Origin of the sequence: Kribbella pratensis (genome assembly GCF_004365355.1) — a bacterium.
Lineage (GTDB): Bacteria > Actinomycetota > Actinomycetes > Propionibacteriales > Kribbellaceae > Kribbella.
In genome coordinates this window covers 2,191,269-2,203,813 of record NZ_SODP01000001.1, presented here as the reverse complement: position 1 = coordinate 2,203,813, position 12,545 = coordinate 2,191,269, and the positions used below count along the sequence as shown (strand labels likewise).

The 12,545-nt window shown below is 68.4% G+C and carries 13 protein-coding genes; 11 read left to right on the top strand and 2 right to left on the bottom strand.

Translation table 11 applies throughout. The annotated features are described in order from the left end of the window. Nucleotides 1-65: 65 nt before the first annotated feature. From uvrC to EV653_RS10445, 3 genes are read left to right on the top strand one after another with little or no spacing between them, the layout of a single operon-like run. Nucleotides 66-2,111: an excinuclease ABC subunit UvrC gene (gene uvrC / locus EV653_RS10455; RefSeq protein WP_134100783.1), complete on the top strand. Its 2,046-nt coding sequence runs from the start codon at nt 66-68 to the stop codon at nt 2,109-2,111. Further along, nucleotides 2,111-2,977, top strand: a complete 867-nt coding sequence (rapZ, locus tag EV653_RS10450) for an RNase adapter RapZ (RefSeq protein ID WP_130448361.1) — start codon at nt 2,111-2,113, stop codon at nt 2,975-2,977. The genes uvrC and rapZ overlap by 1 nt, the downstream gene beginning before the upstream one ends. Then, on the top strand, nt 2,974-4,002 hold the full coding sequence (locus tag EV653_RS10445; RefSeq protein WP_370357573.1) for a gluconeogenesis factor YvcK family protein: 1,029 nt from the start codon (nt 2,974-2,976) through the stop codon (nt 4,000-4,002). The genes rapZ and EV653_RS10445 overlap by 4 nt, the downstream gene beginning before the upstream one ends. Here EV653_RS10445 and EV653_RS10440 read toward each other — a convergent pair. Beyond that, nucleotides 3,999-5,441 carry a hypothetical protein gene (locus tag EV653_RS10440; protein WP_134100777.1) on the bottom strand — a complete coding sequence of 481 codons (1,443 nt, stop codon included), beginning with the start codon at nt 5,439-5,441 and terminating at the stop codon, nt 3,999-4,001. The genes EV653_RS10445 and EV653_RS10440 overlap by 4 nt on opposite strands. Continuing rightward, nucleotides 5,438-5,944: a SigE family RNA polymerase sigma factor gene (locus EV653_RS10435; protein WP_134100775.1), complete on the bottom strand. Its 507-nt coding sequence runs from the start codon at nt 5,942-5,944 to the stop codon at nt 5,438-5,440. Before EV653_RS10435 ends, EV653_RS10440 begins: the two co-directional genes overlap by 4 nt. 138 nt (nt 5,945-6,082) lie before the next feature. On the opposite strand from EV653_RS10435, the gene whiA reads away from it, so the two are divergent. The 8 genes from whiA to EV653_RS10395 all read left to right on the top strand — a co-directional run bounded on the left by whiA (nt 6,083) and on the right by EV653_RS10395 (nt 12,540). Continuing rightward, nucleotides 6,083-7,066 carry a DNA-binding protein WhiA gene (gene whiA / locus EV653_RS10430; protein ID WP_134100772.1) on the top strand — a complete coding sequence of 328 codons (984 nt, stop codon included), beginning with the start codon at nt 6,083-6,085 and terminating at the stop codon, nt 7,064-7,066. A 77-nt stretch (nt 7,067-7,143) separates the two neighbouring features. Continuing rightward, nucleotides 7,144-7,533 (top strand): hypothetical protein, encoded by a 390-nt coding sequence (locus tag EV653_RS10425; protein ID WP_134100769.1) that lies wholly within the window; start codon nt 7,144-7,146, stop codon nt 7,531-7,533. Nucleotides 7,534-7,737: 204 nt separating this feature from the next. Beyond that, entirely contained in the window at nt 7,738-8,745 is a 1,008-nt protein-coding gene (gap, locus tag EV653_RS10420; protein WP_134100766.1) for a type I glyceraldehyde-3-phosphate dehydrogenase, read from the top strand. Nucleotides 8,746-8,839: 94 nt separating this feature from the next. Continuing rightward, a complete protein-coding gene (locus EV653_RS10415; protein WP_134100763.1) occupies nt 8,840-10,033 on the top strand; it encodes a phosphoglycerate kinase in 1,194 nt (397 codons plus the stop codon). A 6-nt stretch (nt 10,034-10,039) separates the two neighbouring features. After that, on the top strand, nt 10,040-10,846 hold the full coding sequence (gene tpiA, locus EV653_RS10410; protein WP_134100760.1) for a triose-phosphate isomerase: 807 nt from the start codon (nt 10,040-10,042) through the stop codon (nt 10,844-10,846). Continuing rightward, nucleotides 10,843-11,076, top strand: a complete 234-nt coding sequence (secG, locus tag EV653_RS10405) for a preprotein translocase subunit SecG (RefSeq protein WP_130448352.1) — start codon at nt 10,843-10,845, stop codon at nt 11,074-11,076. Before tpiA ends, secG begins: the two co-directional genes overlap by 4 nt. Nucleotides 11,077-11,089: 13 nt before the next feature. Then, nucleotides 11,090-11,449, top strand: a complete 360-nt coding sequence (locus tag EV653_RS10400; RefSeq protein WP_130385522.1) for an RNA polymerase-binding protein RbpA — start codon at nt 11,090-11,092, stop codon at nt 11,447-11,449. Nucleotides 11,450-11,568: 119 nt separating this feature from the next. Then, nucleotides 11,569-12,540, top strand: a complete 972-nt coding sequence (locus EV653_RS10395) for an SMP-30/gluconolactonase/LRE family protein (RefSeq protein WP_134100757.1) — start codon at nt 11,569-11,571, stop codon at nt 12,538-12,540. Nucleotides 12,541-12,545 lie beyond the last annotated feature (5 nt).

Genomic DNA, 12,545 nt, shown 5'->3' with positions numbered 1-12,545 from the left:
TTGAACTTGCGGTAGAAACTTTGCCGGAATTCCGGATTGTCGGCGACCCGAACTAGGGTGGTTGGGTGGCTGATCCGTCCTCGTACCGTCCCGCTCCGGGATCGATCCCCGACTCACCCGGCGTCTACCGTTTCAGCGACTCCGCCGGGCGGGTCATCTACGTCGGCAAGGCGAAGAACCTGCGGGCCCGGTTGTCGTCGTACTTCCAGGATCTGGTGAACCTGCACCCGCGGACGCAGGCGATGGTGACGACGGCCTCGAAGGTCGAGTGGACCGTGGTCGCCAGCGAGGTCGAATCGCTCCAGCTGGAGTACTCCTGGATCAAGGAGTACGACCCGCGCTTCAACGTGAAGTACCGCGACGACAAGTCGTACCCGTGGCTCGCCATCACCCTCAACGAGGAGTACCCGCGGGTGATGGTCGGCCGAGGTCAGAAGAAGAAGGGCGTGAAGTACTTCGGTCCGTACAGCCACGCCTGGGCGATCCGCGAGACCGTCGACCTGCTGCTGCGGGTGTTCCCGATGCGCTCGTGCAGCAAGGGCGTCTTCAACCGGCACCGCCAGATCGGCCGGCCCTGCCTGCTCGGGTACATCGGCAAATGCGCCGCGCCCTGCACCGGGCAGGTGAGCCAGGAGGAGCATCGCCAGATCGTCGAGGACTTCGCGGCGTTCCTGTCCGGCCAGACCGCGACGTACGTGCGCCGGCTGGAGAAGGAGATGAAGGCCGCGGCGGCCGAGCTGGAGTACGAGCGGGCCGCGAAGATCCGCGACGACCTGGCCGCGCTGGAGAAGGCGCTGGCCAAGAACGCCGTGGTTCTCGGCGACGGCACCGACACCGACGTGATTGCGCTGAGCGAGGACCCGCTCGAAGTCGCCGTGCAGATCTTCTACGTCCGTGGCGGGCGGATCCGCGGTGAGCGCGGCTGGATCGCCGACAAAGCCGACGGCACGGCAACCACCGGCGATCTCGTCTCGCGCTTCATCCAGCAGATGTACGCCGACGACTCGGTCGACGCGATCCCGCGCGAGATCCTGGTCCCGACGATGCCGGAGGACGCCGACGCGCTGACCCAGTGGCTGGAGGGGATCCGCGGCGCGCGGGTGTCGATCCGGGTCCCGCAGCGCGGCGACAAGAAGGCGCTGATGGAGACCGTCGAGCGGAACGCGCTGCAGACGCTGACCATGCACAAGACCAAGCGGGCCAGCGATCTGACCACCCGCAACCAGGCGCTCGAGGAGATCCAGGCCGGGCTCGACCTGCCCGAGGCGCCGCTGCGGCTGGAGTGCTACGACGTCTCCAACCTGCAAGGCACCGAGGTGGTCGCCTCGATGGTCGTGTTCGAGGACGGCCTGCCCCGCAAGAGCGAGTACCGGCGGTTCGTGATCAAGGGCGTCGACGGCCAGAACGACGTCGCCTCGATCGCCGAGGTCCTCACCCGCCGCTTCAAACGCCTCCTCGACGAGCGCGCCACGATGACCGGGGACGACGACCCGAACGGCGCGCTGATCGACCCCGAGACCGGGCGAGCGAAGAAGTTCTCCTACGCGCCGGGGCTCGTCGTGGTCGACGGTGGTCCGCCCCAGGTTGCCGCGGCCCGCCAGGCGATGGACGAGCTGGGGCTCGGCGACATCCCGGTCTGCGGTCTCGCCAAGCGGCTCGAGGAGGTCTGGCTCCCCGACGAGGAGGACCCGGTCATCTTCTCCCGTACGTCGGAAGGCCTGTACCTCCTGCAGCGACTGCGGGACGAGGCGCACCGGTTCGCGATCACACACCACCGCAGCCGGCGATCGAAGTCGATGGTCGAGAGCACGCTCGACGAGGTCCCCGGTCTCGGCGAGGTGCGGCGCAAGACGCTGCTGCGTCATTTCGGCTCGCTGAAGAAGTTGCGTCAGGCCACCGTCGACGAGGTGGCGAGTCTCCCCGGATTCGGGCCGCGGCTGGCGGAGTCGGTCGTACTGGCGGTTAACGCTGCCGCAACGAAGGCGGAAACCGGCCGGGCACCGTCGGTCAACACGGCCACGGGCGAGATACTGGGCGACGACGTCCCGGCGCCGGCCGGACTGTCGTCAACGGATTTGGCCGACGGGGACCCAGGGAGAACTGAGAACTGATGGACGACACGGGCGGCAACCTCATCATCGTGTCCGGCATGTCCGGCGCGGGACGAAGCTCCGTCGCCGACGTACTGGAAGACCTCGGCTGGTTCGTCGTGGACAACCTGCCGCCGATGTTCCTGACCACGCTCGTCGAGCAGGTCATCGGCACCGGCGCGGCGCCGCGGCTCGCGGTCGTGGTCGACGTCCGGACCGGCCTGTTCTTCGAGGAGCTGAGCTCGGCCATCCACGACCTGCGGCTGAAGGGGTACCGCCCGCTGACGCTGTTCCTGGAGGCGTCCGACGATGTGATCGTGCGCCGGCAGGAGAGTGTCCGCCGGCCGCACCCGCTGCAGGGCGAGGGCCGGCTGCTCGACGGCATCCAGCGCGAGCGCGAGCTGCTCGGCGACATCCGGGCCGGCGCCGACCTGGTCATCGACACGTCGAGCCTGAACATCCACCAGCTCGCCGCGAAGATCGTGAACGCGTTCGGCGACGAGGAGAACGCCGAGCTGCGCGCGACTGTGGTGTCGTTCGGGTTCAAGTACGGCATCCCGGTCGACGCCGATGTGGTCGCCGACATGCGCTTCATCCCGAACCCGTACTGGCAGCCGGACCTCCGCCCGATGACCGGCCAGGACAAGCCTGTGTCAGACTTCGTGCTCGGCCATCCGCTGGCCCAGCAGTTCCTGCAGAACTACGTGGACGTGCTGGACACCTTGCGGAGCGGCTACCTGAACGAGGGCAAGCGCTTCGTCACCGTCGCGATCGGCTGCACCGGGGGAAAGCACCGCAGCGTCGCGATGGCCGAGGAGATCGCCCGGAGGCTGCGCGAGAAGGGCTCACCGACGTTGGTGGTACATCGTGATCTGGGGCGGGAGTGACCCAGAACGCTTGGGACAGCTCTGCCCGCGAAGAGCACGGGCCTGAGCGCTCTGATGTTTCCTCTGGGGGGCGACCCTCAGACCCCCGCCCGTCTCCCAAGGTCGTAGCACTTGGCGGGGGACACGGCTTGGCTGCCTCTCTCTCCGCGCTTCGTCACGTCACCGACCAGCTGACCGCGGTCGTCACGGTCGCCGACAACGGCGGCTCGTCCGGGCGGCTGCGCCAGGAGCTCGGCGTACTGCCTCCGGGTGATCTGCGGATGGCGCTGGCCGCGTTGTGCCGCGACGACGAGTGGGGCCGCACGTGGGCCGACGTACTGCAGCATCGCTTCCGCAGCAACGGTGAGCTGCACGACCACGCGGTCGGCAACCTGCTGATCGTCGCGTTGTGGGAGCTGCTCGGCGAGGCGGTCGACGGACTCGACTGGGTCGCGCGATTGCTCGGTGCACAAGGGCGGGTGCTGCCGATGTCCTCAGTACCGCTCGATATCACCGCGCGGGTGCTCGGGCTCGATCCGGCCCATCCCGAGGCGATCACCGAGATCCGCGGTCAGGCCGAGGTGGCGACGACCGAGGGGCACGTGGTCGACGTCGCGCTCGACCCGGCCGACCCGCCCGCGTGCCCGGAGGCACTCGTCGCCATCGCGGAGGCCGACTGGGTCGTGGTCGGCCCGGGCTCGTGGTTCACGTCCGTGATCCCGAATCTGCTGGTCCCCGAGCTCTGCCGCGGTCTCGAGCTGACCAGTGCCCGCCGGCTCCTCACGCTGAACCTGGGGGAGCAGAAGGGCGAGACCGACGGCTTCTCGCCCGAGACCCACCTCGAGGTGCTGGCCGCGCACGCCCCCGACCTGCGGATCGACGTCGTCCTCGCCGACACCGGCCACGTGCCCGACCCCGAGTCACTCCGCCGTACGGCGGAATCCCTCGGGGCCGAGCTGGTGATCGCCGATATCGCCGACGACGAACAGGAGCTGCACCACGCCCCGGACAAGCTGGCGAAGGTCTACCGCGAGATTTTCAGCTAGTCGAAGTCGACGTCCAGGTCCATGGGCTGGTTGTAGATCTGCTTGCCCTCGGCGTCGTACCCGTGCACCCGGACGCTCTTAACGTTGGAGTTCCCGCCGGTCAGGCCCCAGATGAAGAAGCCGTTCGACATCAGTGCCCGCGTCGGTCCTGCCGGCAGGTCGACGACGATCTGCGCGACCCCGTCGGGAACCATCGCGAAGTCGGGCGACTTCGCGAACTTCCCGTCGGCCTGGACCGCGCCGCGGGTGTAGTCGTACGCACCCTTGGCCGTCGGCGTCAGCATGTGACACCACGCGAACACGCGCTTGTCCGGCGAGATCAGCAAGGCCGTCAGCTTGTCGCCGGTGCCGGTCTTGAGCGCCACCTGCCACGCCCGCGAGATGGGTCCGGCGGCCTTGATCACTGCGTCGTCGGTGTTCACGCCGCCCTTGTCGAGATCCTTGAAGTAGATCTCGTCGACGCCTTCGCACCGAGTGGTGACCTGTTCGTCGGTGAGCGGACTGACGGGTGGCGCGGCGATGAGCGGCCTCCCGGTCCCGGGCTCCTTCGTGAGCACGACCACCGGCGTGATCGCCTGCGCGGTCTTGACGGTCACCGCCGGATCGACGGTCCGGGCCGGGGCAGCGAACGGCTTGGGCGTCTGGTCGTAAACCTTCTTGCCGCTCGAGTCGTAGCCCCGGATGCGATTCAGCGTGATGAGCTTGTTGTCCTTGCCGAGATGCCCGAGGGTCGCATATCCGTCCGTTCCGACCAGGGCCTCGCGAGGACTGCTCTCCCCGGCGATGTCGAGCAGCACGCGGCTCACACCGGGCACCGGAACCCGGAATCCCTCCTGCATGGTCAAGGGATTCCGGTACCGGCTCCTCTCCTCGACCGTCGCCGCACCGGAGCGGGCGAGGCTGTCCGGCTTCGTCGGGCCGCTCATCGTGCACGTCGCGACGATCGACTTGTCGGGCGAGAGGAGCAGGGCGTTCAGTACGGACTGGTCGCCGCTCTTCACGAGGACCTTCCACCGGCCGTTGATCGGACCTGCATGGTCGATGGTCTTGCGCTCGCTGTGGGCGAGGCGCTGGTAGGCCAGGTCGTAGCGCGCGCAGCGGTCCAGCACCTCGGCGTCCGGCAACGGGCTCATCGGCGGCGCCGGCACGACTGTCTTGCCGGTCTCGTTGTCGACGATGCGGCCGGTCTTGACGTCGATCGTGATGGTCTGACCCGTCGGCGTACCGGCCGGGCCGGCGCTCTCGTCACGGGTCGCGGACCAGGTGGCGATGCCCCCGATGATCGCCGCAGTGGTGAGGACCGCGGTGGAAGCGGTCGCGATCCTGGTTCGGCGGACCGAACGCCGGGCCCGGATCAGCAGGTCGTCGACGTCGGTGTTCAGCGGCCGGTCGGTGTCGTCGGCGGCGGTCGCCAGCAGGTGTTCGATGTCGTTGTTCACGGGGCGCTCCTTTCGGTCTGGTCGAGAAGTTCGCGGAGGCGGGTGAGGGCTCGGGAGGTCTGGCTCTTCACGCCGCCGACGCCGATCCCGAGGACGGCGGCGGTTTGTTCGATGCTGAGATCGCCGTAGTGACGCAGTACGACGCAGGCTCGTTGGCTCGGTGGCAGCGCGGCCAAGGCCTCGACGACCAGCATCCGGTCGTCGACGACACCGGCCGCGTCGGGCAGCATCCGGTCCAGGTCGTCGGCGTCGACGAACCGCTCGCGCCGCCACGGCTTGCGGGACTGGTCGAAGACCGACGTGACCAAGCACTGGTGGGCGTAGCTGTTCAGGCCGTGCGTGCGGTCGATCCGGTTCCAGCGGCGGTACACCTTGACCAACGCGTCCTGCGCGGCATCCTCGGCGCGGTGCCAGTCACCGCACATCAGGTACGCCGTACGCCGCAGCCGCCGGATCATGGCGGCGGCGAACTCGGTGAACTCGGCTTCATCCGATGCCTTCATGCGCCTCCTCTCACAATGTCGCCGGGGTAACGCGATCAACGTGCCGGAAGGTTGCAGCGGCCCGGATGCCCGTAACCGGGGCGGCTCGGGGCCGTTGGTGGTCCAAGGGTCTTTGACATGGGTGGGAGGATGGCCTTCATGGCGATGACAGCACAGGTGAAGTCCGAGCTGACCAGTATTCAGGTGACGAAACCGTGTTGCCGCAAGGCCGAGGTCTCGTCGATCCTGCGGTTCGCGGGCGGGCTGCACCTGGTGTCCGGACGGATCGTCGTGGAGGCCGAGCTCGACAGCGGCGCCGCGGCCCGGCGGTTGCGCAAGGACATCGCGGAGATCTTCGGTCACCCGTCGGACGTGGTGGTGATTTCCCCGTCCGGCATCCGCAAGCAGACGAAGTACGTCGTCCGCGTGGTCCGCGACGGTGACGCGTTGGCGCGGCAGACCGGGCTGGTGGACAACCGTGGCCGACCGGTGCGAGGCCTTCCGCCGGCGGTCGTGTCCGGCGCTTCGTGTGATGCCGTCGCGGCCTGGCGGGGAGCGTTCCTCGCGCATGGCTCGCTGACCGAGCCCGGCCGGTCGTCCTCGCTCGAGGTGACGTGCCCCGGTCCGGAGGCGGCGTTGGCTCTGGTCGGTGCGGCGCGGCGGCTCGGCATCGGTTCGAAGGCCCGCGAGGTGCGGAACGTCGACCGCGTCGTGATCCGCGACGGTGACGCCATCGGCGCGCTGCTCACCCGGCTGGGTGCGCACGAGTCGGTGCTGGCGTGGGAGGAGCGCCGGATGCGTCGCGAGGTCCGCGCGACCGCGAACCGGCTGGCGAACTTCGACGACGCAAACCTGCGCCGCTCCGCCCGGGCTGCGGTCGCGGCCGGTGCACGCGTCGAGCGGGCGCTGGAGATCCTCGGCGACGACGTACCCGATCACCTGCAGATCGCGGGCAAGCTGCGTCTCGAGCACAAGCAGGCAAGCCTCGAGGAGCTCGGCCAGCTGCACGAGCCAGCTCTCACCAAGGACGCAGTAGCCGGCCGCATCCGCCGCCTGCTCGCCATGGCCGACAAGCGCGCCGCCGACCTCGGCATCCCCAACACCGAAGCCAACCTGACCCCAGAAATGCTCGACCCGGCCTGACCGGATCGTTATCTGAAACGGCTCATCCGGCTCTTGCACCTCTGGTTGCATCGTCGCACCACGACGATGGGAGACCGATGGGTACGGCAGAGGACGAGGCAAGGGCGCGCGACGAGTTGGAGCGCGTCCGGACCGAGAACGCCATCAAGGAGATGGAACGGCAGCGGGCTCTGGAGGAGTACCGCAAGCAGCAAGCGCAACAGGGCAAGATGGTCGCCGACCCGGAGTCTCCTGTTGCGAACTGGCCGGACGACGGGTTCCAGGCGGCTGCGCCGGGCCGGCTGGACGGTGTGAAGGCGACGCTGGCGATCGGTGCGCCAGGAGATGCGGCGTTGGCCGCGAAGCTGCTGAACACCGGGCACGCACCCGCGGGGAGCGCAGCGCCGGCGGCGAGTGCGGACGGCGCGAAGGAGCAGACCGGCAGTGCTTCGGCGGCGCGCGCCGCGGGTGCCGCGCTCGGGTATTGAGGTCACCAGCTGGTCAACTGGTATTCAACAGGCTGCCCCGGAAGGTTTCCGGGGCAGTTGTGTGTGCGGGTGGTCTGCTCGGACGGCTACCCGCGGGTCATGGTGGTCTGATGTGGACGCTACCAGTTGGCCAGGTGGGCTGTTGGGCTAATGTTCGGACTGTAGGGCAGTGCTCGAACGCCAGATCTGAGGAGACGCAGTCCCGTGACCGTACGCGTAGGTATCAACGGCTTCGGCCGGATCGGCCGTAACTTCTTCCGCGCCGTGCAGGCGTCCGGTGCCGACATCGAGGTCGTCGCCGTCAACGACTTGACCGACAATCAGACCCTCGCTCACCTGCTGAAGTACGACTCGATCCTGGGCCGCTTCCCGGGCGAGGTCTCCGCGACCGACGACGACATCACCGTCGGCGGCAAGAGCTTCAAGGCGTTCGCCGAGCGCGACCCGGCCAACCTGAAGTGGTCCGACGTCGGCGCCGACGTGGTGATCGAGTCGACCGGCTTCTTCACCGACGCCACCAAGGCCAAGACCCACGCCGACAACGGCGCCAAGAAGGTCATCATCTCCGCCCCGGCGAAGAACGAGGACCTGACCGTGGTGATGGGCGTGAACCACGAGCTGTACGACGCCGAGAAGCACACCGTGATCTCGAACGCGTCCTGCACCACGAACTGCATCGCCCCGCTGGCCAAGGTCCTCAACGACGCGTTCACGATCGAGAAGGGTCTGATGACCACGATCCACGCGTACACCCAGGACCAGAACCTGCAGGACGGCCCGCACAAGGACCTGCGCCGCGCCCGCGCCGCCGCGCTGAACATCGTGCCGACCTCGACCGGCGCCGCGAAGGCGATCGGCCTGGTGCTGCCGGAGCTCAAGGGCAAGCTGGACGGCTACGCGCTGCGCGTGCCGGTGCCGACCGGCTCGGCCACCGACCTGACCGTCACCGTCGGCCGTGAGGTCACCGTCGACGAGGTCAAGGAGGCCTACAAGGCCGCCGCGGCCGAGGGCTCGCTGAAGGGCTACCTGACCTACACCGAGGACGAGATCGTCTCCACCGACATCGTCACCGACCCGGCCTCCTGCATCTTCGACGCCGGCCTGACCAAGGTGATCGGCAACCAGGTCAAGGTCGTCGGCTGGTACGACAACGAGTGGGGCTACTCCAACCGCCTCGTCGACCTGGTCAAGCACGTCGGCGCCTCGCTCTGACCCAGCTGAGACAGCTCTGATGTTCCCCCGCTTGCGTCCGGAGAGCCCTGGTGCTTCTTCGGACGCAAGCTCGTTCACCCGAGAAAGCTGAACTGTGAAGACCATCGAAGATCTCGGCGACCTGGCGGGCCAGCGGGTGCTGGTCCGGTCCGACCTGAACGTGCCGATCAAGGACGAGGTGATCGGCGACGACGGCCGCATCCGCGCCTCGCTGCCGACCCTGATCAAGCTCGCCAAGGCCGGCGCGAAGGTGATCGTCACCGCGCACCTCGGCCGTCCGAAGGGCGAGCCGAACCCGGCGTACACGCTGGCCCCGGTGGCCAAGCGGCTCGGCGAGCTGCTGCAGCCCGAGGGCATCACCGTGCACTTCGCGACCGACGTCACGGGCGAGAGCGCCCAGGAGGCGGTCCAGGAGCTGGACGAGGGCGAGGTCCTGCTGCTCGAGAACGTGCGGTACGACCCGCGCGAGGAGAGCAAGGACGAGGCCGAGCGCGGCGCGCTGGCCGATGAGCTCGCGGCGCTGGCCGACGTCTTCGTCAGCGACGGCTTCGGTGTCGTGCACCGCAAGCAGGCCAGCGTGTACGACGTGGCCCGCAAGCTCCCGCACGCGGCCGGCGGCCTGGTGCTCGCCGAGGTCGAGGTGCTGAAGAAGCTGACCGAGGACCCGGCCCGTCCGTATGTCGTCGTGCTCGGCGGCGCGAAGGTGTCGGACAAGCTCGCGGTGATCGACAACCTGCTGGCCAAGGCCGACAAGCTGCTGATCGGCGGCGGCATGGTCTTCACGTTCCTCAAGGCCCAGGGCCACGAGGTCGGCAAGAGCCTGCTCGAGGAAGACCAGCTGGACATCGTCCGCGGGTACCTGAAGGACGCCGGCGACAAGATCGTGCTGCCGACCGACATCGTGGTCGCGCCCGAGTTCAAGGGCGACTCGCCGGCCACCGTCGTCGCGGCCGACGCGATCCCGGCCGACCAGCTCGGCCTCGACATCGGTCCGGAGTCCGGCAAGGCGTTCGCGGCCGAGATCTCCGGCGCGAAGACCGTGTTCTGGAACGGCCCGATGGGTGTCTTCGAGATGGCGGCGTTCGCCGGCGGAACGAAGGCCGTCGCGCAGGCGTTGACCGAGGTGGACGGGCTGAGCGTCGTCGGTGGCGGTGACTCCGCGGCCGCCGTGCGGCAGCTAGGCTTCGCGGACGACGCGTTCGGGCACATCTCCACCGGCGGTGGCGCCTCGCTCGAATACCTGGAGGGCAAGGAGCTCCCGGGTCTCGCCGTACTGGAAGAGGACTGAGCAACCATGGCAGACGCTGCCCGTACGCCACTCATGGCGGGCAACTGGAAGATGAACCTCAACCACGTTGAGGCCGTGCACCTGCTGCAGAAGCTGTCGTGGACGTTGCAGGACAAGAAGCACGACTTCGAGCGGGTCGAGGTGGCCGTGTTGCCGCCGTTCACCGACCTCCGCAGCGTGCAGACGCTGGTCGACGGTGACCGGATGAAGATCAAGTACGGCGCCCAGGACGTGTCCACGCACGACCCCGGCGCATACACCGGCGAGATCGCCGCGTCGATGCTCACCAAGCTCGGCTGCACGTACGTGCTGACCGGCCACTCGGAGCGCCGGCAGTACCACCACGAGACCAACGAGCTGGTCAACGCCAAGACCGCGAAGGCGCTCGAGTCCGGACTGATCCCGATCGTGTGCGTCGGCGAGGGCCTGGAGGTCCGCAAGGCGAACGGTCACGTGGAGCACTGCGTGGCCCAGATCGACGCCGCGCTCGCCGGGATCAAGGCGGACGACGTCCGCAAGCTCGTCATCGCCTACGAGCCGGTCTGGGCGATCGGCACCGGCGAGGTGGCGACCCCGGAGGACGCGCAGGAGGTCATCGCCGCGATCCGTGGCCGGCTGGAGGAGACGATCTCACCCTCGGTCGCCGACTCGGTACGGATTCTTTACGGTGGATCGGTGAAGATGGCCAGTGCAGGTGGCATCATGGCCCAACCGGATGTCGACGGCTGCCTGGTCGGAGGCGCGAGCCTTCAGGTGGACGAGTTCGCCGGCATCTGCCGTTACCTGGACCTTCAGTTAGGCTACTCCTCGTGATTCTCGCTTTCTCGATCGTCGTGATCGTCTGCAGCCTGTTCCTCACGCTGCTCGTACTGCTGCACAAAGGCCGCGGTGGCGGCCTCTCGGACCTGTTCGGTGGCGGTGTGTCGTCCAGCCTGGGCGGCTCGTCGGTCGCGGAGCGGAACCTGGACCGGATCACGATCGGTGTCGGTCTGATCTGGTTCGCCAGCATCGTCGCGGTCGGCCTGCTCTACAAGCTCGGCTGAGGGGTCGGTTCCCGTGGCTGGTGGAGGCAGTGCGATTCGTGGCAGCCGGGTCGGTGCCGGGCCGATGGGCGAGGCGGAGCGCGGCGACACCGCGCCCCGGCAGCGCATCGTGTTCTTCTGTGCGAACGGGCATGAGACCGCGACCTGGTTCGCGGTCGAGGCGTCGATCCCGGAGGAGTGGGACTGTCCGCGGTGCGGTCTTCCGACCAGCACCGATGTGAACAACCCGCCCCCGCCGCCGAAGATCGAGCCGTACAAGACGCACCTGGCCTATGTGAAGGAGCGCCGCTCCGAGCAGGAGGCCCAGGAGATCCTCGACGAAGCCCTCGAGAAGCTCCGCGCCCGCCGCGCCCGCGGCGAAGTCATTTTCTGAGCTGCACCGCGAGTAGCCCGGATCGACCTGGTCGGTCCGGGCTGCGGCGTTGGGGAGCGCACTATGGCGCGGTGTGGCGCAGTGTGAGTGGATCGGCGCAGCGCGCTAGGGTCTGCGGCATGACGTCGATCGCACCCGTTCGCTGGACCCCGCCGCCCGCTCCGCCGGCGCGGCACCCGAAGAACATCGACGTGGATGTGATCGCGTTGCCCGGCGCGGGTCCCGAGGACACGCTGATCAACGACGACGGCAGCGTCCTCACCGGCCTGTACGACGGCCGCATCCTGCGCGTCAGCGCGGACGGCAAGACCATCAACACGCTCGCCGACACCGGCGGCCGACCGCTCGGCCTGGAGTGGTTGCCCGACGGCAACGTGCTGATCTGCGACGCGAACCGTGGCCTGCTGACCCTCGACAAGAACAACCGGATCGCGACGCTGCTGTCCGAGATCGACGGCCGCCCGATGCGGTTCTGCAACAACGCCGACGTCACCGAGGACGGCACGATCTACTTCACCGACTCGTCGACCCGGTTCGGCATCGACGAGTGGATGGCCGACCTGCTCGAACATTCGACCACCGGCAGCGTCTACCGCCGTACGCCGGACGGCGAGGTCACCCGCCTGGCGACCGGACGTGCTTTCCCGAACGGCGTGGCGCTCAGTCGCGATCGCCGTACGCTCTTCTGGGCCGAGACGGCGACGTACGGGCTGTACAAGCTGGACCTGACCACCGCGGGCGCGGAGCCAGTGCAGGTCGCGTCGATCCCGGGGCTGCCGGACAACATCGCGCGGGGGTCGGACGGGCTGATCTGGGTCGCGGTCGGTTCGCCGCGCAACGCCGTACTCGATTTCCTGCTGCCCAAGCCACCGGTCTTCCGCAAGATCGTCTGGGCCCTCCCGGACGCGCTGAAGCCGAAGGCCGCCGACATCATCGAGATCCAGGCGTACGACGAGAACGGCGCGCTGGTCCACGACCTGCGCGCGCAGCACCCCGGCTTCCACATGCCGACCGGTGTCCGTGAGCGCGACGGCAAGGTCTGGCTGGGCAGCATCGGCACCAGTTCTCTGGCGACGTTCCCGACGCCTTAGTGTGG